The following is a 20393-nucleotide window of genomic DNA, read 5'->3' as shown; positions in this document are numbered from 1 at the left end:
TCTTACGCCTCGCCGCGGCAGATGGCGACGGTATCTTCGATTAGCCGGCGCGCCACGGTGCCTGCCGGCGGAAGCTGCGGCAGCGCGTCATAGCGGTACCAGCCGGCGTCCAGCAGCTCTTTATTATCGATTTGCAGATCGCCGCCGTCATATTCCGCCATAAAGGCCATCATCAGCGAATGCGGGAACGGCCAGGGCTGCGACGTGACGTAGCGTAGGTTTTTGACGCGGACGTTGCTCTCTTCCATCACCTCGCGCGCGACCGCCTGCTCCAGCGTCTCGCCCACCTCGACAAAACCCGCCAGCACGGTATAGATGCTGTTGCGATGACGCGCATGGTTGGCCAGTAATATTTCGTCGCCGCGCCGGATGGCGACGATAATGCAGGGCGCGATTTGCGGGTAGTAGCGCTCGCGGCAGTGTCCGCAAAGGCAGGCGTTTTCATGCTTGCTGAGATGCATTTCGTGGCCGCAGTAGCCGCAAAAGCGATGCGATCGGTAAAACTCCGCCAGCTGCACGGCGCGCCCGGCAAGCTGAAACAGGCCCGGCTCTTCATCGATCAGCTGACGCACCGAGAACATGTCGCGATCGCGGCTCTCACACACCAGCCATACCGTTTCGCCCTGCCACTCGCCGACCGCCTGCGCCTTGCTGCCTTCGAGCTTAAACGCAGCGGCGCTGCCGTGCGGCAGATCGCCTTGCGGCAACCAAAGTTTCTGTTCATGGCTGACAATCCACCATCCAGCGTCTACGCTTGAGATCTCATGTTGCATCTAATCGTCATCCTTAGCGTCTTATTGATACGCTGAAGTCCTGATGTTAAGTGTGTAGACAAACAACTATACCCTAAATCGTCCAGCTTGCAGGCGGCGCCAGGCCAGCCGCAGCGTGACGGGAAGGGAACTTTCTTTACATGGAGTCAGATATGCTTAACCAGTTAAACGTCCTGACCGAGCGCGTAGGTGGCAGCAACGAACTGGTAGACACGTGGCTGGATGCCCGTCGCCAGCTACTTGTTTCTTATTACCACCTGGTTGGGCTGAAGCCTAACAAAGAGGCGCTCACGACCTTAGACGAGCAGGCGCTCGACAATTTTTGTCACGGGCTGGTCGATTACCTTTCCGCCGGTCACTTCAGCATTTACGAACGCATCATCAATGAGATGGAAGGCGACAGTCCGATGATTGCCGCCGCGCAGGTTTATCCGCCGCTGGAAGCCAACACCGAGCGTCTGATGCAGCTCTATGATGGCCATCTGCAGCAGTCTATCGACGACGATAACTGCGTCGATTTTCAGCTGGCGCTGTCGGAAGTCGGCGAAGTGCTGGAAGCGCGCTTTACGCTGGAAGATAAACTGATCCAGCTCGCCTGGGATAACAAGCTGGTGCGCGCGCCGGTGGCAAATGACAGCAGCCAGCTGTCGCGCCCGGCTTAAGATTACGCAGTTGTAAATCGCTTGTTATTCTGAAGCAGCCCTTCTATGCTGAACGGGTTTTCGACTTTATCGTCGAAAACCCGTTTTGTTTTTTGAGCTACTTATTTTTTGCAATGTGGCCGAAGTAAACGAGATTTCTGGCGTCGTGAGCGCAGCCCGTTCACGCTCGGACAGCGCGCAGAGACGGGAGCATACTGAAGTATGTGACCGTCACGAGCACTGCCCAGGCGTGAAATGGCAAGCGTAATAGCCAGAAAATCGTTTACGCATCTTGTCGGAGTGCCCCCTGGGCTGAGACCGTTAATTCGGGATCCGCGGAACCTGATCAGGTTAGAACCTGCGAAGGGAACAAGAGTAAACATCATCAGTACGCTGGCGATTTCGCCTGCCGTTTCTGTTACTCCTTCCGAACTCCGGACAAGCAACGTTCCCCCTCAACAGGAAAATTGCTATGTCTATGACCAAAACCAACCGACGTGAACAGCGTGCTCAGGCGCAGGCCTTTATTGAGGCGCTTCAGAGCGGCGTCGCCTTTCCCAACTCAAAACGTATCTGGATCCAGGGCAGCCGCGCCGATATTCGCGTGCCGATGCGCGAGATCCAGCTCAGCCCGACGCTGCTCGGCGGCGATAAAGATCGTCCGCGCTATGAAGAGAATGAGGCGGTGCCGGTCTACGATACCGCCGGTCCCTACGGCGATCCCGCTGCCGTTATCGACGTTCAGCGCGGGCTGGCCAGGCTGCGCGCCGACTGGATCGCCGCGCGCGACGACAGCGAGACGCTGACGCGCACCAGCTCGCGCTATACGCAGCAGCGTCTGGCCGACGACGGGCTCGATCATCTGCGTTTCGACCGGCTGCCGAAGCCGCGGCGCGCAAAAGCGGGACGGCGCGTGACCCAGCTCCACTATGCACGTCAGGGCGTCATCACGCCGGAGATGGAGTTTATCGCGCTGCGCGAGAATATGGGACGCGAACGCATTCGCAGCGAAGTGCTGCGCCAGCAGCATGACGGCCAGGCTTTCGGCGCGCAGCTGCCGGAAAACATCACGCCTGAGTTCGTGCGCCAGGAAGTGGCCGCCGGGCGCGCCATCATTCCCGCGAATATCAACCATCCCGAATCGGAACCGATGATTATCGGCCGCAACTTTCTGGTCAAGGTCAACGCCAACATCGGCAACTCGGCCGTCACCTCCTCTATCGAAGAAGAGGTGGAGAAACTGGTCTGGTCGACGCGCTGGGGCGCCGATACCGTGATGGATCTCTCCACCGGTCGCTATATTCATGAAACTCGCGAGTGGATCCTGCGCAACAGCCCGGTGCCCATCGGCACCGTACCGATTTACCAGGCGCTGGAAAAGGTCAGCGGCGTTGCGGAAAACCTCGACTGGGAGGTGTTTCGCGATACGCTGCTGGAGCAGGCGGAGCAAGGTGTCGATTACTTCACCATTCACGCCGGCGTGCTGTTGCGCTACGTGCCGATGACGGCGAAGCGCCTGACCGGCATCGTTTCGCGCGGCGGGTCGATTATGGCGAAGTGGTGCCTGTCGCATCACTGCGAAAGTTTTCTCTATACGCATTTTCGCGAAATTTGCGAAATCTGCGCCGCCTACGACGTTTCGCTGTCGCTTGGCGACGGCCTGCGTCCCGGATCGATTCAGGACGCCAACGACGAAGCGCAGTTCGCCGAGCTGCATACGCTGGGCGAGCTGACGAAGATCGCCTGGGAGTATGACGTGCAGGTGATGATCGAAGGTCCCGGCCATATCCCTATGCAGATGATCCGCCGCAACATGACCGAGCAGCTGGAGCACTGTCACGAAGCGCCGTTCTATACGCTCGGCCCGCTGACCACCGATATCGCGCCCGGCTACGATCACTTTACCTCCGGCATCGGCGCCGCGATGATCGGCTGGTTCGGCTGCGCCATGCTCTGCTACGTTACGCCCAAAGAGCATCTCGGCCTGCCGAATAAAGAGGACGTTAAGCAGGGGCTGATTACCTATAAGATCGCCGCCCACGCGGCGGATCTGGCGAAGGGGCATCCCGGCGCGCAGATCCGCGATAACGCCATGTCCAAAGCGCGCTTTGAATTTCGCTGGGAGGATCAGTTCAATCTGGCGCTCGATCCCCATACCGCGCGCGCCTATCATGACGAAACCCTGCCGCAGGAGTCGGGTAAAGTGGCTCACTTCTGCTCGATGTGCGGTCCTAAATTCTGCTCGATGAAAATCAGCCAGGAAGTGCGCGACTATGCGGCCAGCCAGGCCGAGGCGCAGCCAATCGCCATCGGCATGCAGCAGATGTCTGAAACCTTTCGCCGCCGCGGCGGCGAGCTTTACCACTCAGCCGACGCGCTGAACGAGGAGAAACGATGAGCGCCCCTTTCCCTTCTACCGCCTCGCGTTTAGGACTCTATCCGGTCGTCGACAGCGTGGAATGGATTGCGCGACTGCTGGAAGTCGGCGTGCGCACCATCCAGCTGCGTATTAAAGATCGGGAGGAGGAGGCGGTAGAGCCTGCGGTTATCGCGTCGATTGCGCTTGGCAAACGTTACAATGCCCGTCTGTTTATCAACGATTACTGGCAGCTGGCAGTTAAGCACCGCGCCTACGGCGTGCATCTGGGTCAGGAAGACCTGGATGTCGCGAACCTGAACGCTATTCGCGAGGCGGGTCTGCGGCTGGGCGTGTCGACGCACGACGACTACGAGCTGGATCGTGCGCTGGCGATACGCCCTTCCTATATCGCGCTGGGGCATATTTTTCCTACCGAGACCAAGGCGATGCCCTCCGCGCCGCAGGGGCTAACCGAGCTTCAGCGGCATATCACGCGGCTTAAGGGCGTCTCAACCGTGGCGATTGGCGGCATCAGCCTGGCGCGCGCGCCGGCGGTGCTGGCGACCGGCGTGGGCAGTATCGCCGTCGTCAGCGCCATTACCCAGGCGCCGGACTGGCGCGCCGCGACCCAGGCGTTGCTGGCGCTGGCGGAACCGCCGGAGGCGTAACGCGGGACGCGCCGCGCAAAAAGCGGCAACATCCTGCAACAGCGGTAAAAAGAGTGGAAAACGGCGCACAGCGACAGGCTTTCTCGCTCGCGCCGTTATTCTGCTGCGCTACAGTGGCTTTCGCCGGGTATCCGCCCGGCCAGGGCCGGAACCTCCCCTTCACCTCTCTGGCCCTGCCTCAACTATTTAGCCAGGAGGATGTCATGCTGCAGGGAGTGTGGAGAGTGTTCGCCCGCGCAGGCGGCTATCGCGCGCTCGACCGCCTGACCGACTTTTGCCAGCGCCTGTTCGACACGGTCGTCCAGCGTTACCGCGAAGCTCAGTCGCAGGCAGTTGCGATATTTTCCCGACGCGGAAAAAAGCGATCCTACCGCAATCTGAATATGCGAATCGCGCAGTTCGCGATTAAGCCGCACGGCGTCAAACGCTTCCGGCAGTTCAACCCACATCATAAAGCCGCCCTGCGGACGCGAGACGCAGATGCCGCAGGGAAAATAGTGGCGCACCCAGCAGCTGAAGCAGTCGTAGTTGCGCTGATAAAGCTGACGCATGCGCCGCAGATGCGGCTGATAGTAGCCCTGGCGGATAAATTCCGCCACCGCATGCTGCGCCAGCGTGTTGCTGGAACCGGTGGCGATATATTTCATATGCAGCACGCGATCGCGATAGCGTCCTGGCGCAACCCAGCCGATGCGCAGGCCAGGCGCTACCGTTTTCGAAAAAGAGCTGCACAGCAGCACCCGGCCGTCCAGATCGAGCGATTTCAACGTGGCGGGCCGCGGATACTCCCAGGCCAGCTCGCCATAAACGTCGTCTTCAATCACCGCTACGTCAAAACGCTGCGCCAGCGTCAGCAGCGCGCGCTTACGCGCCTCCGGCATAATAAAACCCAGCGGATTGTTGCAGTTAGGCACCACCATTACCGCTTTGATTGGCCACTGCTCAAACGCCAGCTCCAGCGCCTCCAGGCTAATGCCGGTAACCGAATCGGTGGGGATTTCAATGGCACGAATGCCAAAGCCGCGCAGGGTCTGCATAATGCCGTGAAACGACGGCGACTCTACCGCGATGATATCGCCCGGCTCGCATACCGCGCGGATCGAAACCGACAGCGCCTCATGGCAGCCGGTGGTAATGACGATATCGTCTACCGACAGCTGACAGCCGCTGTCGATCGCCAGCCGCGCCACCTGCTCGCGCAAGCCGGTTACGCCATACAGATTGTCGTAGCTGAGAAGCTGCGTCTCCTGCCGCTGCGCCTGCCGGCTGAGAATTTTCCACAGCGGTTTCAGGGTCGGCTGGGTGAGGTTGGGCATGCCGCTGCCCAGCTGCAGCATGTCGCCTTCCTGACGACTCTCGAGCAGATCCAGCACCGACTCCCACTGAGTGATCTCTACCGGACGCTGCACCGGACGCGTCAGCGCCGGCACCGGCGGCGCGGCCTTGCGCGGTGCGACGAAATAGCCGGAACGCGGCTGCGGCGTGATCAGCTGCTTCTCCTCCAGTACGTGATACGCCTGCTGCACGGTGCTAATGCTGACGCCATGTTCAAGGCTCAACGTACGCACTGATGGCAGCTTTTCGCCGCTGCGGTAAAGCCCCTGTTCAATGCGCTGTGCCAGATGCATCGCCAGCTGTTGATAACGTGTCATGTTCGGCTCCCGTCAGGCTGAGAAGTTAAAAAACAGTACAGACAGGCAAATTTTTTACCATTCAGACGCCGCTTGCGGCAATCTGTATGTTAAATAAAATCGAATTTTGCGTCTGTATCCTTTACGCCATCAGGCAGAAACTATTTCTCAGTTCACCTGATGAGGAAAGTAAAATGGGATACGAAGAAAACTGTGCGGCAAAACCTTTTTCCGTTACGCCCTGGTCTTTGCTACGCGCTGTCGTGCGCAGCCTGAGAGCGCTCCACCAGCGGCGTAAGACACGGCTAATCCTGCTGCACCTCAGCGATGCGCAGCTCAAAGATATCGGCCTGACGCGCAGCGATATTGAAAGCGGGAAACGCTAGCGTGCTGAAGGTCAACACAGCGCGCCCCGTCCTCTTTTTACCCTGGCGGGCAGAGAGAGCCTGTCCGCCAGCACGCGGCGCCTTTACGCGCGACAGCTACACCAAAGACTCATAGGGCAGGAAAAGCCCGGTTAAAAAATCGATAACCGTCTGCGTTCGTCGGGGCGTTAACCGCTGTTCCAGACGCAGCACCCACATATTTACGCTCTCCGTCCGCCATGCTTTTAATATCTCAACCACTTCGCCGCTGGCAAAATCGGACACGCCCAGCCAGGCAGGCGCCCAGCCAATGCCGCACCCGGCACGAATCATCTGCCACGCTGCCTGACCGTCGTCGAACAGATAGCGCGAAGCGGGCTCCCAGCGCACCCCTCTGCCATCCTCAGGCGAACGAAAACGCCAGGCATTCGCCCGTCCTTTATTAAGATTCCAGAACGCAATCTGGCTATGCGTGCTGAGCTCGAAAGGCGTGGCAGGCTCGCCGTGCTGCGCCAGATAGCCGGGCGTTGCGCAGGCGACCCAGGGAAAACTAAAGAGCTTGCGGGCGGAATGGCCTGGCCAGGCTTCCAGCGGACCGGAACGGATCGCAAAATCAAAGCCGCCGCTCGCTAAATTCTCCATCGCGTCGCTGAAATGCATTTCCAGCGCAATCTCAGGGTGCGCGGCAAGGAAAGCCGGCAGCGCTGGCATGATGCAGACGCGTCCAAAAGAGGACGGCACGGAGATGCGAACCCGGCCGCTGGCGCCCTCGCCCCCGATGCCGCTTAGCGCGCTTTCAACCTGAGAAACCTCCTCCAGCAGCCCGCGCGCCAGCATTAGCATTCTCTCGCCCTCTTCGGTCAGCGACAGCGCGTGCGTGGTGCGGTGCAGCAGGCGTACGCCATGCTGGCTCTCGAACCGGCTCAACGCTTTAGAAACGGCCGAGGTGGTGGTGCCGGCTCGGCGCGCGGCTTCGGCAAAGGATCCGGCTTCAACGATACGCGCGAACCAGAGCAGCTGCGTCAGGCTGGATGAAAAGAGCGGTGTTGCCATCTGGTCAATATCTCCTTGCTGCCAGGCAGCCTACAAACGCGTGGCTACGGCTGATAACGTTGAGCTTCCTGAGAGGAGATCATGATATGAAATTTTTAGTTCTACTCACACCCGCTGCCGGTCGCGATCCGGCAGAGTTCAAGCCTTATGCGGTGGCGGAGATGCAGGCGGTATGGCATGACTACAAGGCCGGCGCGTTGCGGGAGATCTATTTCTCCCCCAGCCCGGTGGTAGTTAGCGTTATTTACGAAGCCTCCGCCCGTGACGATCTGGAAACGCTGGTGGCGCGTTTGCCAATGGTCGAGGCAGGTTTGCTTGCTGTGCAGATAATTGAAATGGGCCCGATGCACAGCTTTGAGGTGCTGTTTGCGCCCACGGCGGCATGAGCGGCACGATGTGCAGTCAGGTTTTGTTCAGGCTTCACCGCCAGCGCGTGTCTGACAGTCCGCTTAAAGTGGCGGTTACCTCTTTTACATCCAAAAAAAAACCCTGCCGAGGCAGGGTTTTATTACGCGAAGAGCGATTAGTCGTTGTCGCTGCCGCCGAGACCGGCGTTCAGCAGTTCAGCCAGGCTGGCAGAGGCTTCATCCGCAGTAACCTGCGGTGCCACCGGCACTTCGCCTGCGGCTTTACGACGCATACGATCCTGATGGTAAGCGTAACCGGTACCGGCCGGGATCAGACGACCCACGATCACGTTCTCTTTCAGACCGCGCAGTTCGTCGCGCTTGCCTGCAACAGCGGCTTCGGTCAGGACACGAGTCGTCTCCTGGAACGAGGCTGCCGAGATGAACGATTCGGTTGCCAGCGACGCTTTGGTGATACCCAGCAGATCGCGCATGTAGGTCGCGCCGATTTTGCCGTTCGCTTCGAGATCGCGGTTAGAGATCTTGATGCGAGAGACTTCCGCCTGCTCACCTTCCAGGAAGTCGGTGCTTCCCGCGCTCATGATGGTTGCTTTACGCAGCATCTGACGAACGATGACTTCGATGTGCTTGTCGTTAATCTTAACGCCCTGCAGGCGGTAAACTTCCTGCACTTCGTTAGTGATGTAACGGGTCACAGCATGAACGCCACGCAGACGCAGAATGTCGTGCGGAGATTCCGGACCGTCGGAAACCACGTCACCACGTTCTACGCGCTCGCCTTCAAACACGTTGAGCTGACGCCATTTCGGGATCATCTCTTCGTACGGCTCGCTGCCATCAACCGGCGTAATCACCAGACGACGTTTACCTTTGGTCTCTTTACCGAAGGAGATGATACCGCTGATCTCCGCCAGGATTGCTGGCTCTTTCGGACGACGCGCTTCGAACAGGTCGGCAACGCGCGGCAGACCACCGGTGATGTCCTTGGTACCGCCAGATTCCTGCGGCACACGCGCCAGGGTGTCACCAGAGCTGATTTTCTTACCATCTTCCAGCTGCACGATCGCTTTGCCCGGCAGGAAGTACTGAGCCGGCATGTCGGTGCCCGGGATCAGAACGTCTTCGCCCTGCTCGTCGACGATTTTCAGCGCCGGACGCAGGTCTTTACCACCAGCAGTACGCTCTGCGGTATCCAGTACCACCAGCGAAGAGAGGCCGGTCAGTTCGTCAGTCTGACGCGTGATGGTCTGGCCATCAATCATGTCAGTAAAGCGAATGAAGCCGCTTACTTCGGTGATAACCGGCATGGTGTGCGGATCCCAGTTCGCTACGGTTTCGCCCGCTGCAACCTGTTCGCCGTCGCCTTTCGCCATGGTCGCGCCGTAAGGGACTTTATAGCTCTCTTTAGTACGGCCAAACTCATCGATCATTTTCAGTTCGACGTTACGCGAGGTAATAACCAGTTTGCCAGCGGAGTTGGTTACCGACTTGGCATTGGTCAGTTTGATAGTACCTTTGTTCTTCACCTGAATGCTGGATTCAGCTGCCGCACGCGATGCCGCACCACCGATGTGGAAGGTACGCATGGTCAGCTGTGTACCCGGCTCACCGATGGACTGTGCCGCGATAACACCGATCGCTTCACCTTTGTTGATGATGTGACCACGTGCCAGGTCGCGACCGTAGCAGTGGGCGCACACGCCAAAATCGGTTTCACAGCTAACAACGGAGCGAACCTTGATGGTGTCGACAGAGTTCTGTTCGACCACATCACACCAGTGCTCATCCAGCAGCGTGTTACGCGGAACCAGGATGTCAGCGGTGCCCGGCTTCAGCACGTCTTCTGCGGTCACACGACCCAGAACGCGCTCGCGCAGCGGCTCTTTAACGTCGCCGCCTTCGATTACCGGCGTCATCATGATGCCTTCGAAGGTGCCGCAGTCGTCTTCGGTCACAACCAGATCCTGCGCAACGTCAACCAGACGACGCGTCAGATAACCGGAGTTCGCGGTTTTCAGTGCGGTATCCGCAAGACCTTTACGCGCACCGTGGGTCGAGATGAAGTACTGGAGTACGTTCAGACCTTCACGGAAGTTCGCGGTAATCGGCGTCTCGATGATGGAGCCGTCCGGCTTCGCCATCAGACCACGCATACCTGCCAGCTGACGAATCTGCGCCGCAGAACCACGCGCGCCGGAGTCGGCCATCATAAAGATGCTGTTAAAGGAAACCTGTTTCTCTTCTTCGCCGTCACGGTTAATCACGGTTTCAGTCGAGAGGTTTTCCATCATCGCCTTCGCTACGCGCTCGTTCGCCGCAGCCCAGATATCGATGACTTTGTTGTAACGCTCGCCTGCGGTAACCAGACCAGACTGGAACTGCTCCTGGATCTCAGCCACTTCTGCTTCCGCTTCGGTGATGATTTCCACTTTCTTCTCTGGGATAACCATGTCGTCGATGCCGACAGACGCGCCTGAACGGGCAGCGTAAGCGAAACCGGTGTACATGGTCTGGTCAGCAAAGATAACGGTCGGCTTCAGGCCCAAAATGCGGTAACAGGTGTTCAGCATTTTGGAGATAGCTTTTTTGCCCAGCGCCTGGTTAACGATAGAGAACGGCAGACCTTTCGGCACGATCATCCACAGGATGGCGCGGCCGATAGTGGTGTCGATGATGCTGGTCTTGGCTACCCACTCATCCTGCTCGTTTTTCTCGTGTTCGGTAATACGTACCTTCACGCGAGCGTGCAGCGATGCGAGGCCAGCGCGATAAACACGCTCGGCTTCTTTCGGGCCGGTCAGCACCATGCCTTCGCCTTTGGCGTTAACACAGTCGCGGGTCATGTAGTACAGACCCAGTACAACGTCCTGAGAAGGAACGATGATTGGCTCGCCGTTCGCAGGTGACAGGATGTTGTTGGTAGACATCATCAGCGCACGCGCTTCCAGCTGGGCTTCCAGCGTCAGCGGTACGTGAACTGCCATCTGGTCACCATCGAAGTCGGCGTTATAGGCCGCACACACCAGCGGGTGCAGCTGAATAGCTTTACCTTCGATCAGAACCGGTTCAAACGCCTGGATACCCAGACGGTGCAGCGTCGGCGCACGGTTCAGCAGAACCGGGTGCTCGCGGATAACTTCATCCAGGATATCCCAGACGACCGCTTCTTCGCGCTCAACCATTTTCTTCGCGGCTTTGATGGTGGTGGCCAGGCCACGCAGCTCCAGCTTGCCGTAGATGAACGGTTTGAACAGCTCCAGCGCCATTTTCTTAGGCAGGCCGCACTGATGCAGACGCAGGTATGGACCTACGGTGATAACAGAACGACCGGAGTAGTCAACACGCTTACCGAGCAGGTTCTGACGGAAACGACCCTGCTTACCTTTGATCATATCGGCCAAAGATTTCAGCGGACGCTTGTTGGAACCGGTGATCGCACGACCGCGACGGCCGTTATCCAGCAGGGCGTCGACCGCTTCCTGCAGCATACGTTTTTCGTTGCGTACGATGATGTCCGGCGCAGCCAGATCCAGCAGACGCTTCAGACGGTTGTTACGGTTGATGACGCGACGATAGAGATCGTTCAGATCCGACGTAGCGAAACGACCGCCGTCCAGCGGAACCAGCGGACGCAGATCCGGCGGCAGCACCGGCAGCACGGTCAGGATCATCCACTCCGGCTTGTTGCCGGACTGGACGAACGCTTCCAGCAGCTTGATGCGCTTGGTCAGCTTCTTACGCTTGGTCTCGGAGTTGGTTTCGTTCAGCTCTTCACGCAGCTGCTCGCACTCTTGCTCCAGATCCATATTTTTCAGCAGAGCCTGGATCGCTTCGGCGCCCATTTTCGCGTCGAATTCGTCACCGAACTCTTCCAGCGCGTCAAGGTACTGCTCTTCGGTCAGAATCTGACGTTTTTCGAGGTTGGTCATGCCACCTTCGACAACAACGTATGATTCAAAGTAGAGCACGCGTTCGATATCGCGCAGCGGCATATCCAGCAGCAGGCCGATACGGGACGGCAGCGACTTCAGGAACCAGATGTGCGCGGTCGGAGAAGCCAGTTCGATGTGGCCCATGCGCTCACGGCGCACTTTGGTCTGGGTCACTTCGACGCCGCACTTCTCACAGATCACGCCGCGGTGTTTCAGGCGCTTGTATTTACCGCACAGGCACTCGTAATCTTTTACCGGTCCGAAAATACGGGCGCAGAAAAGACCGTCACGCTCAGGCTTGAAGGTACGGTAGTTGATGGTTTCCGGCTTTTTCACTTCACCGAACGACCAGGAACGGATCATGTCTGGCGAAGCCAGCGCAATTTTGATCGCATCAAACTCTTCGGTCTTAGTTTGCGCTTTCAGAAACTTAAGTAAGTCTTTCACGGATTAGCTCCCGTCGGAGTGGAACTCTCAGGGGCGCGCAGCCGAAACTGCGCGCCCCATAACCAGTACTTGCGAGTGCTTACTCGTCTTCCAGCTCGATGTTGATGCCCAGCGAGCGAATCTCTTTCAACAGTACGTTGAAGGATTCCGGCATGCCCGGTTCCATCTGATGGTTGCCGTCGACGATGTTTTTATACATCTTCGTACGACCATTCACGTCATCAGACTTAACGGTAAGCATTTCCTGCAGGGTGTATGCCGCGCCGTATGCTTCCAGCGCCCACACTTCCATCTCACCGAAGCGCTGACCACCGAACTGTGCTTTACCACCCAGCGGCTGCTGAGTAACCAGGCTGTAAGAGCCGGTTGAACGCGCATGCATCTTGTCATCCACCAGGTGGTTGAGTTTCAGCATGTACATGTAGCCCACAGTGACCGGACGCTCGAACTGCTCGCCGGTACGGCCGTCAAACAGCGTGATCTGGCCGGAGGTCGGCAAATCGCCAAGCTGCAGCAGCTCTTTGATTTCGCTTTCTTTCGCGCCGTCAAACACCGGCGTCGCGATCGGCATACCTTTTTTCAGGTTCTCGGCCAGACGCAACACTTCGTCATCAGAGAAGGTGTTGAGGTCAACGCGCTGACGCACGTCCGCGCCCAGGTCATAGGCGCGCTGGATGAATTCGCGCAGTTTCGCGACTTCTTCCTGACGCTTCAGCATGGCATTGATCTTGTCGCCGATGCCTTTCGCTGCCATACCCAGATGCGTTTCCAGGATCTGACCGATGTTCATACGTGACGGTACGCCCAGCGGGTTCAGTACGATGTCGACCGGCGTGCCGTTCTCGTCGTAAGGCATATCTTCGATCGGGTTGATCTTGGAGATAACACCTTTGTTACCGTGACGGCCTGCCATCTTGTCGCCCGGCTGAATCTGACGTTTAACCGCCAGATAGACTTTGACGATTTTCAGCACGCCCGGCGCGAGGTCATCGCCCTGGGTGATCTTACGACGCTTGGCTTCGAGTTTTTTCTCAAACTCGTGCTTCAGTTCGTCGTACTGCTCAGCCAGCTGCTCCAGCGCGTTCTGCTTCTCTTCGTCGGTCAGGCCCAGCTCCAGCCAGCGCTCGCGCGGCAGCTTGTCGAGCTTATCGGCTTCTACGCCGCCGGAGATCAGCACGGCCTGGATACGGCCGAACAGGCCCGCTTCGAGGATCTGCAGTTCTTCAGACAGGTCTTTCTTCGCCTGCTTCAGCTGCATCTCTTCGATTTCCAGCGCACGCTTGTCTTTTTCCACGCCATCGCGGGTAAAGACCTGAACGTCGATAACGGTACCAGAGACGCCGTTCGGCACGCGCAGCGACGAATCTTTCACGTCAGAGGCTTTTTCGCCGAAGATAGCGCGCAGCAGTTTCTCTTCCGGCGTCAGCTGGGTTTCACCTTTCGGCGTTACCTTGCCCACCAGAATGTCGCCGCCGGTCACTTCTGCGCCGATATAAACGATGCCGGACTCATCCAGTTTAGAGAGCGCAGCTTCACCCACGTTCGGGATGTCAGCGGTGATCTCTTCTGGCCCCAGCTTGGTGTCGCGAGACACGCACGCCAGTTCCTGAATATGGATGGTGGTGAAACGATCTTCCTGAACCACACGCTCGGAAACGAGAATGGAGTCTTCGAAGTTGTAACCGTTCCACGGCATGAACGCGACGCGCATGTTCTGGCCAAGCGCCAGTTCGCCCAGGTCGGTCGACGGACCGTCAGCCAGCACGTCGCCGCGCTCGACCGGCTCGCCCAGCGATACACACGGCATCTGGTTGATGCAGGTGTTCTGGTTAGAACGGGTGTACTTAGTCAGGTTGTAGATGTCGATGCCCGCTTCGCCCGGATACATCTCGTCTTCGTTAACTTTGATAACGATACGAGAAGCGTCGACGTACTGTACGGTGCCGCCACGTTTCGCTACGGCAGTAACGCCGGAGTCAACCGCTACCGCGCGCTCCATACCGGTACCTACCAGCGGCTTGTCAGCGCGCAGGGTCGGTACGGCCTGACGTTGCATGTTCGCACCCATCAGGGCGCGGTTAGCATCATCGTGCTCCAGGAACGGGATCAGTGACGCACCGACAGAAACCACCTGCTGGGTGGAAACGTCCATGTAGTCAACCTGATCGCGGCTGAACAGGCTCGATTCGCCTTTGCTACGGCAGGTGACGAGGTCATCAACGAAGTGGCCTTCTTCATCCAGCTGGGCGTTCGCCTGAGCGATAACGTAGTTACCCTCTTCGATTGCGGAGAGGTAATGGATTTCGTCAGAGACCACGCCGTCGATAACGCGACGATACGGGGTTTCCAGGAATCCGTACTCGTTGGTCTGCGCGTACACAGACAGCGAGTTGATCAGACCGATGTTCGGACCTTCAGGCGTTTCGATTGGACATACGCGACCGTAGTGGGTCGGGTGTACGTCTCGAACTTCGAAGCCGGCGCGCTCGCGCGTCAGGCCGCCTGGGCCGAGTGCAGAGATACGACGCTTGTGCGTAATCTCAGACAGCGGGTTGTTCTGATCCATAAACTGTGAGAGCTGGCTGGAGCCAAAGAACTCTTTCACCGCGGCCGAAATCGGCTTGGCGTTGATCATGTCCTGCGGCATCAGCGTATCGAGGTCGCCCAGCGACAGACGCTCTTTCACCGCGCGCTCTACGCGAACCAGGCCAACGCGGAACTGGTTTTCCGCCATTTCGCCTACTGAACGAATACGACGGTTGCCGAGGTGGTCGATATCGTCCACTTCGCCTTTACCGTTACGGATATCGATCAGCTTCTTCATCACTTCGATGATGTCTTCTTTGCTCAGGATGCCTGAACCTTCGATTTCATCACGCAGCAGCGAACGGTTGAACTTCATGCGGCCGACAGCCGACAGATCGTAACGATCTTCAGAGAAGAACAGGTTCTCGAACAGGTTCTCAGCAGCTTCACGCGTCGGCGGCTCGCCAGGACGCATCATGCGGTAGATCTCAACCAGCGCGCTCAGGCGATCGTTGGTCGGGTCGACGCGCAGGGTCTCGGAGATGTACGGGCCGTGATCCAGATCGTTGGTGAACAGCGTTTCGATACGCTTGTGACCCGCCTGGCTCAGCTTAGCCAGCAGATCCATGGAGAGCTCCATGTTCGCCGGAACGATCAGTTCGCCGGTGCTCTCGTCGATGTAATCTTTCGCGACCACTTTGCCCGCGATGTACTCAACCGGCACTTCGATGTGCTGAATGCCGTCTTTTTCCAGCTGACGAATGTGGCGCGCAGTGATGCGACGGCCTTTTTCAACGTAGACGTTGCCGTTGGCTTCGATGTCGAAAGAGGCGGTTTCGCCGCGCAGGCGCTCAGGCACCAGTTCCATCTGCAGTTTGTTGTCGCGGATCTCGAACACCACTTTCTCGAAGAACAGATCGAGGATCTGCTCAGTGGTGAAGTTCAGCGCGCGCAGAATGATACTGGCCGGCAGCTTGCGACGACGGTCGATACGTACGAACAGGTTGTCTTTCGGGTCGAACTCGAAGTCCAGCCATGAACCGCGATAAGGAATGATGCGTGCGTTATAGAGCACTTTACCCGATGAGTGGGTTTTACCTTTATCGCTGTCGAAGAAGACGCCAGGACTACGATGCAGCTGAGAAACGATAACGCGTTCGGTACCGTTGATCACGAAGGTACCGTTGTCGGTCATGAGCGGAATTTCGCCCATGTAGACTTCTTGTTCTTTGATGTCTTTTACGGTGCCTTCCGGCGCTTCGCGCTCGTAGATCACCAGACGCAGTTTGACGCGCAGCGGAGCAGAGAACGTCACGCCACGAATCTGACACTCTTTCACGTCAAAGACGGGTTCGCCCAGACGGTAGCTGACGTATTGCAGCTCTGAGTTACCGCTGTAACTCTGAATGGGGAAGACGGAACGGAAGGCTGCTTCCAGTCCGTACTGACCTTCCGAATCTTGCTCGATGAACTTCTGAAACGAGTCAAGCTGGATAGAAAGGAGATAAGGTATGTCCAGTACTTGCGGACGTTTACCAAAATCCTTACGAATACGTTTTTTCTCGGTATAGGAGTAAACCATAGGGTTCCTCAGCTAGCTGACAAGTCGACCCACGCTGTCCGTCCTGAAGGACAGTTCATGCAACACTATTTTGTTTGATTCATGCGGCACGGAGGCCACATGCAATACATCTTTCTATCACTCTTAAATCATTTCATTGCATTAGCATGGGCAGGGAACCCGCGCAGGAAAGCAGTATATTAAGTCGTCGATAGAAAAAGATATTGAAGAGCAGCGATGGACAAACAGTGCGAAACCCCATCAAGGCTCTTGAGCGCAAAAAGGCTGGTGACCCAAAGGCCACCAGCCATCAGCCTGATTTTACTCAGGCTGCAACCCGAAGGTTGTCTTACTTAACTTCAACTTCAGCGCCAGCTTCTTTCAGAGCAGCTTCAAGTGCAGCTGCGTCGTCTTTGCTGATGCCTTCTTTGATCACGCCAGTTGCTTCAACCAGGTCTTTGGCTTCTTTCAGGCCCAGACCAGTTGCGCTACGTACGGCTTTGATTACAGCTACTTTGTTCGCGCCAGCAGATTTCAGTACGACGTCGAATTCAGTTTTCTCTTCAACAGCTTCAGCCGGGCCAGCAGCAACAGCTACAGCGGCGGCAGCAGAAACGCCGAATTTTTCTTCCATAGCAGAAACCAGCTCAACTACTTCCATTACGGACATAGCGGCAACGGCTTCCAGAATTTGATCTTTAGTGATAGACATGACAATTGTTCCTAAGAATCAGAAAAAGTTTATACGTTAGCAAGTGCGAAAGAAAAGAATTTGGCCTTAAGCCGCTTCTTTTGCATCGCGAACAGCAGCCAGAGTGCGGACCAGTTTGCCAGCAGCGGCTTCTTTCATGGTCGACATCAGACGTGCCAGTGCTTCTTCGTAAGTCGGCAGCGTTGCCAGACGGTCAATTTGTGCCGCCGGGATCAGCTCACCTTCAAAGGCTGCAGCTTTGACCTCAAATTTTGCATTCGCTTTCGCGAAATCTTTGAACAGACGAGCAGCAGCGCCCGGGTGTTCCATAGAGTATGCAATCAGGGTCGGACCAACAAACGTGTCTTTCAGGCACTCGAACTGAGTGCCTTCAACGACGCGGCGCAGCAGGGTGTTACGAACAACACGCATGTAAACGCCAGCTTCACGACCTGCTTTACGCAGTTCGGTCATTTTATCAACGGTAACGCCGCGTGAATCCGCAACAACCGCTGACAGCGCGCCTTTGGCTACTTCGCTGACTTCAGCAACAATCGCTTGTTTGTCTTGAAGATTTAATGCCATTAGCTTTTGCTCCTGGATTTTGGCCGGAGATGAATTTCTCCGGAACTCACTTCACCTACCGACCCAAGGGAAGGTAAGCGCTAAAACACGGTGAGCAGAATCCAGTTAAGAAAAAATTCTTTTTGGCTCTGTCACCGTCTACGCAGGGGATTAAGCGTCACATCCGAAGATGGGCCGCGCCTGCGGTCTTGGACGGAGGCCAGGAAAGGCCTGGCTCCAACCTACCCCGCCGTTTCTGTCGCCTCGCCGAAGCGAAGACGAAATTAACAGCGGGATATAAATTCAGTGTCTGTTTTACCAGAACAACGGGCGTAAGATTCTAGGTGAATTTTTCGCCCGTTTCAAGCAGCAATTAGTTTGCTGCTGCGTTCAGACCCGCCTGGTCGATGGCAACGCCAGCGCCCATGGTGGTAGACAGGCTGATTTTCTTGATGTAAACGCCTTTCGCCTGAGCAGGTTTCGCTTTTTTCAGCGCAACCAGCAGAGATTCCAGGTTTTCTTTCAGCTTGTCAGCGTCAAAGTCCACTTTACCAATGGTGGTGTGGATGATGCCGTTCTTGTCGTTACGGTAACGAACCTGACCTGCTTTAGCGTTTTTAACCGCTTCAGCAACGTTCGGCGTTACGGTACCAACTTTCGGGTTTGGCATCAGGCCGCGCGGACCCAGAACCTGGCCCAGCTGGCCGACAACGCGCATCGCATCCGGAGAAGCGATAACAACGTCAAAGTTCATTTCGCCTTTTTTGATCTGCTCAGCCAGATCTTCCATACCTACCAGCTCAGCGCCAGCTGCTTTAGCAGCTTCGGCGTTTGCGCCCTGGGTAAAGACGGCAACGCGTACTGAACGACCAGTACCGTGCGGCAGAACGGTCGCACCACGAACGTTCTGGTCAGATTTACGTGCGTCGATGCCGAGGTTAACGGCAACGTCCACGCTCTCTACAAACTTAGCGGTAGCCAGTTCTTTCAGCAGAGCAACAGCTTCAGTGACATCGTACTGTTTGGTCGCATCAACTTTGTCACGGATCACGCGCATGCGCTTGGTCAGCTTAGCCATTTTTTAGTCCTCCACTACCAGGCCCATGGAACGAGCAGTACCTTCGATAGAGCGAGTCATCGCTTCTACGTCAGCACCAGTCATGTCCGCAGCTTTGGTTTCTGCGATTTCACGTACCTGAGCACGGGTTACTTTACCGACTTTGTCTTTGTTCGGCTTACCAGAACCAGACTTGATGCCCGCTGCTTTTTTCAGCAGTACGGCGGCCGGCGGAGTTTTGGTAACGAAGGTGAAAGAACGGTCGCTGTATACGGTGATAACAACCGGAGTCGGCAGACCTTTCTCCAGGGATTCTGTTTTGGCGTTGAACGCTTTACAGAATTCCATGATGTTAACGCCCTGCTGACCCAGAGCCGGACCTACCGGTGGGCTCGGGTTAGCCATACCTGCTGCAACCTGCAGCTTGACGTAGGCTTGTACTTTCTTGGCCATGATTATTCCTCAGTTGGGTATAGCGCCTGAAAAAACAGGCTCCCCGTGATAACAGTTCACACGCTGTTGCCAGCGCATAAAAACAAAAGGCGCGAAATTATAGTTAAATTTCGCGCCTGCTGCAAGAGTCAAAATGTGAACAAGGTGATTAACCTTTCTCCACCTGTCCGAAGTCCAGTTCGACCGGCGTTGCGCGGCCAAAGATAGAAACGGAAACTTTCAGGCGGCTCTTCTCGTAATCCACCTCTTCGACCACGCCGTTGAAGTCGGCGAACGGGCCGTCGTTGACGCGCACCATTTCGCCCGGTTCGAACAGCGTTTTCGGACGCGGCTTGTCACCCACCTGCTGCAGGCGGTTCATGATCGCATCCACTTCTTTATCGCTGATCGGCGCTGGGCGATCGGAGGTGCCGCCGATGAAACCCATCACGCGCGGCACGCTGCGCACCAGGTGCCAGCTGGCGTCATTCATCACCATCTGCACCAGCACGTAGCCGGGGAAAAATTTGCGTTCGCTTTTACGACGCTGACCGCCGCGGATCTCTACCACTTCTTCAGTAGGAACCATGACGTCGCCGAAAAGCTCTTCCATGTTGTGCAACTTGATGTGCTCGCGCAGCGACTGTGCTACGCGGCCTTCAAAGCCGGAAAACGCCTGCACGACGTACCAGCGTTTTTTTGGAGCTTCAGACATCTCAGAACCTCAGGCCAGTGATAAACGATACCAGACGGACCAGAATACCATCCAGCCCCCACAAAATCAGTGACATCACGGCGGTAACCGCGGCAACGATTAACGTGGTATGCAGCGTTTCCTGGCGAGTCGGCCAAATGACCTTACGCATTTCGGTGCGTGCTTCACGCGCAAAAGCCACGGTTGCTTTGCCTTTGACCGTCAGTAGCGCAATGCCACCCGCCGCGGCAATCAGCACCACAACGGCCAGCGCGCGCAATGGCAGCGTCACATCGCGATAAATATAATTGCCCACGATGGCTACCAGCAGCAACGCCACAACAGCCAGCCACTTTATCGCTTCCAGGCCGCGCCCGCTCCCTTGAGCTTCGGTATTCGCACTCATAAACCAACCTGCCACAATAATTCAGAAACTATTCTGCCCCGCAAGGCGAGGCATCCAAACCGAATGAGCTTTTGGGCGTAACTCGGTATCCTACGCCGCGCAACAGAGCCTGTCTCAGCAATGATTATGATCGAAAATCACTGATGAGCCAGGTTCTATGTAACAGCGTGCAAAAAGGGCATCAAATGATGCCCTTTCCGTATGCATTGCGTCAAATGTTATCGT

At 56.8% G+C, this 20393-nt stretch carries 16 protein-coding genes and 1 riboswitch; of the genes, 5 read left to right on the top strand and 11 right to left on the bottom strand.

Annotated elements, in window-relative coordinates; all coding sequences use genetic code 11:
• Positions 1-2: 2 nt before the first annotated feature.
• On the bottom strand, positions 3-773 hold the full coding sequence (gene nudC, locus HA46_RS18265) for an NAD(+) diphosphatase (RefSeq protein WP_084885952.1): 771 nt from the start codon (positions 771-773) through the stop codon (positions 3-5).
• 152 nt (positions 774-925) lie between these two features.
• On the opposite strand from nudC, the gene HA46_RS18260 reads away from it, so the two are divergent.
• The 3 genes from HA46_RS18260 to thiE all read left to right on the top strand — a co-directional run bounded on the left by HA46_RS18260 (position 926) and on the right by thiE (position 4441).
• On the top strand, positions 926-1435 hold the full coding sequence (locus HA46_RS18260; RefSeq protein WP_033793163.1) for an Rsd/AlgQ family anti-sigma factor: 510 nt from the start codon (positions 926-928) through the stop codon (positions 1433-1435).
• Positions 1436-1700: 265 nt separating this feature from the next.
• Positions 1701-1800: riboswitch (TPP riboswitch) on the top strand.
• Positions 1801-1886: 86 nt separating this feature from the next.
• Complete coding sequence (gene thiC / locus HA46_RS18255) at positions 1887-3812, top strand: phosphomethylpyrimidine synthase ThiC (RefSeq protein ID WP_084885949.1); 1926 nt, start codon at positions 1887-1889, stop codon at positions 3810-3812.
• Positions 3809-4441, top strand: coding sequence for a thiamine phosphate synthase (gene thiE, locus HA46_RS18250; protein WP_084885947.1), 633 nt, complete (start codon positions 3809-3811; stop codon positions 4439-4441). The genes thiC and thiE overlap by 4 nt, the downstream gene beginning before the upstream one ends.
• Before the next feature lie 182 nt (positions 4442-4623).
• On the opposite strand, the gene HA46_RS18245 is transcribed toward thiE, so the two are convergent.
• Positions 4624-6093 carry an aminotransferase-like domain-containing protein gene (locus HA46_RS18245; protein ID WP_084885945.1) on the bottom strand — a complete coding sequence of 490 codons (1470 nt, stop codon included), beginning with the start codon at positions 6091-6093 and terminating at the stop codon, positions 4624-4626.
• An 86-nt stretch (positions 6094-6179) separates the two neighbouring features.
• On the opposite strand from HA46_RS18245, the gene HA46_RS18240 reads away from it, so the two are divergent.
• A complete protein-coding gene (locus HA46_RS18240; protein ID WP_338047361.1) occupies positions 6180-6458 on the top strand; it encodes a DUF1127 domain-containing protein in 279 nt (92 codons plus the stop codon).
• 96 nt (positions 6459-6554) lie between these two features.
• Here HA46_RS18240 and HA46_RS18235 read toward each other — a convergent pair whose 3' ends face one another.
• Positions 6555-7490, bottom strand: coding sequence for a LysR family transcriptional regulator (locus HA46_RS18235; protein WP_084885943.1), 936 nt, complete (start codon positions 7488-7490; stop codon positions 6555-6557).
• An 86-nt stretch (positions 7491-7576) separates the two neighbouring features.
• Here HA46_RS18235 and HA46_RS18230 point away from each other — a divergent pair, with 86 nt between their 5' ends.
• Positions 7577-7876 carry a hypothetical protein gene (locus HA46_RS18230; protein ID WP_084885940.1) on the top strand — a complete coding sequence of 100 codons (300 nt, stop codon included), beginning with the start codon at positions 7577-7579 and terminating at the stop codon, positions 7874-7876.
• A 137-nt stretch (positions 7877-8013) separates the two neighbouring features.
• On the opposite strand, the gene rpoC is transcribed toward HA46_RS18230, so the two are convergent.
• From rpoC to secE, 8 genes are all read right to left on the bottom strand, one after another.
• A complete protein-coding gene (rpoC, locus tag HA46_RS18225; protein WP_033793157.1) occupies positions 8014-12237 on the bottom strand; it encodes a DNA-directed RNA polymerase subunit beta' in 4224 nt (1407 codons plus the stop codon).
• 79 nt (positions 12238-12316) lie between these two features.
• On the bottom strand, positions 12317-16345 hold the full coding sequence (gene rpoB, locus HA46_RS18220; RefSeq protein ID WP_084885938.1) for a DNA-directed RNA polymerase subunit beta: 4029 nt from the start codon (positions 16343-16345) through the stop codon (positions 12317-12319).
• Between the two features lie 328 nt (positions 16346-16673).
• Positions 16674-17036, bottom strand: a complete 363-nt coding sequence (gene rplL, locus HA46_RS18215; RefSeq protein WP_033793155.1) for a 50S ribosomal protein L7/L12 — start codon at positions 17034-17036, stop codon at positions 16674-16676.
• Positions 17037-17102: 66 nt separating this feature from the next.
• Positions 17103-17600, bottom strand: coding sequence for a 50S ribosomal protein L10 (gene rplJ / locus HA46_RS18210; RefSeq protein WP_011091858.1), 498 nt, complete (start codon positions 17598-17600; stop codon positions 17103-17105).
• 352 nt (positions 17601-17952) lie between these two features.
• Positions 17953-18657: a 50S ribosomal protein L1 gene (gene rplA, locus HA46_RS18205; RefSeq protein WP_033793154.1), complete on the bottom strand. Its 705-nt coding sequence runs from the start codon at positions 18655-18657 to the stop codon at positions 17953-17955.
• Between the two features lie 3 nt (positions 18658-18660).
• Positions 18661-19089, bottom strand: a complete 429-nt coding sequence (gene rplK, locus HA46_RS18200; protein ID WP_013507401.1) for a 50S ribosomal protein L11 — start codon at positions 19087-19089, stop codon at positions 18661-18663.
• 148 nt (positions 19090-19237) lie between these two features.
• Entirely contained in the window at positions 19238-19783 is a 546-nt protein-coding gene (gene nusG, locus HA46_RS18195) for a transcription termination/antitermination protein NusG (RefSeq protein WP_012439920.1), read from the bottom strand.
• 1 nt (position 19784) lies between these two features.
• Positions 19785-20168 carry a preprotein translocase subunit SecE gene (gene secE, locus HA46_RS18190; RefSeq protein WP_033755817.1) on the bottom strand — a complete coding sequence of 128 codons (384 nt, stop codon included), beginning with the start codon at positions 20166-20168 and terminating at the stop codon, positions 19785-19787.
• Positions 20169-20393 lie beyond the last annotated feature (225 nt).

Source organism: Pantoea septica, from assembly GCF_002095575.1.
Classification (GTDB): domain Bacteria; phylum Pseudomonadota; class Gammaproteobacteria; order Enterobacterales; family Enterobacteriaceae; genus Pantoea; species Pantoea septica.
This window is presented reverse-complemented; position numbering and strand designations above follow the sequence as displayed.

Bases quoted from the DNA above. Each gene is read 5' to 3' on its own strand.
- nudC (WP_084885952.1), bottom strand. From the start codon at position 773: ATGCAACATGAGATCTCAAGCGTAGACGCTGGATGGTGGATTGTCAGC.
- HA46_RS18260 (WP_033793163.1), top strand. From the start codon at position 926: ATGCTTAACCAGTTAAACGTCCTGACCGAGCGCGTAGGTGGCAGCAAC.
- thiC (WP_084885949.1), top strand. From the start codon at position 1,887: ATGTCTATGACCAAAACCAACCGACGTGAACAGCGTGCTCAGGCGCAG.
- thiE (WP_084885947.1), top strand. From the start codon at position 3,809: ATGAGCGCCCCTTTCCCTTCTACCGCCTCGCGTTTAGGACTCTATCCG.
- HA46_RS18245 (WP_084885945.1), bottom strand. From the start codon at position 6,093: ATGACACGTTATCAACAGCTGGCGATGCATCTGGCACAGCGCATTGAA.
- HA46_RS18240 (WP_338047361.1), top strand. From the start codon at position 6,180: ATGTTAAATAAAATCGAATTTTGCGTCTGTATCCTTTACGCCATCAGG.
- HA46_RS18235 (WP_084885943.1), bottom strand. From the start codon at position 7,490: ATGGCAACACCGCTCTTTTCATCCAGCCTGACGCAGCTGCTCTGGTTC.
- HA46_RS18230 (WP_084885940.1), top strand. From the start codon at position 7,577: ATGAAATTTTTAGTTCTACTCACACCCGCTGCCGGTCGCGATCCGGCA.
- rpoB (WP_084885938.1), bottom strand. From the start codon at position 16,345: ATGGTTTACTCCTATACCGAGAAAAAACGTATTCGTAAGGATTTTGGT.
- rplL (WP_033793155.1), bottom strand. From the start codon at position 17,036: ATGTCTATCACTAAAGATCAAATTCTGGAAGCCGTTGCCGCTATGTCC.
- rplJ (WP_011091858.1), bottom strand. From the start codon at position 17,600: ATGGCATTAAATCTTCAAGACAAACAAGCGATTGTTGCTGAAGTCAGC.
- rplA (WP_033793154.1), bottom strand. From the start codon at position 18,657: ATGGCTAAGCTGACCAAGCGCATGCGCGTGATCCGTGACAAAGTTGAT.
- rplK (WP_013507401.1), bottom strand. From the start codon at position 19,089: ATGGCCAAGAAAGTACAAGCCTACGTCAAGCTGCAGGTTGCAGCAGGT.
- nusG (WP_012439920.1), bottom strand. From the start codon at position 19,783: ATGTCTGAAGCTCCAAAAAAACGCTGGTACGTCGTGCAGGCGTTTTCC.
- secE (WP_033755817.1), bottom strand. From the start codon at position 20,168: ATGAGTGCGAATACCGAAGCTCAAGGGAGCGGGCGCGGCCTGGAAGCG.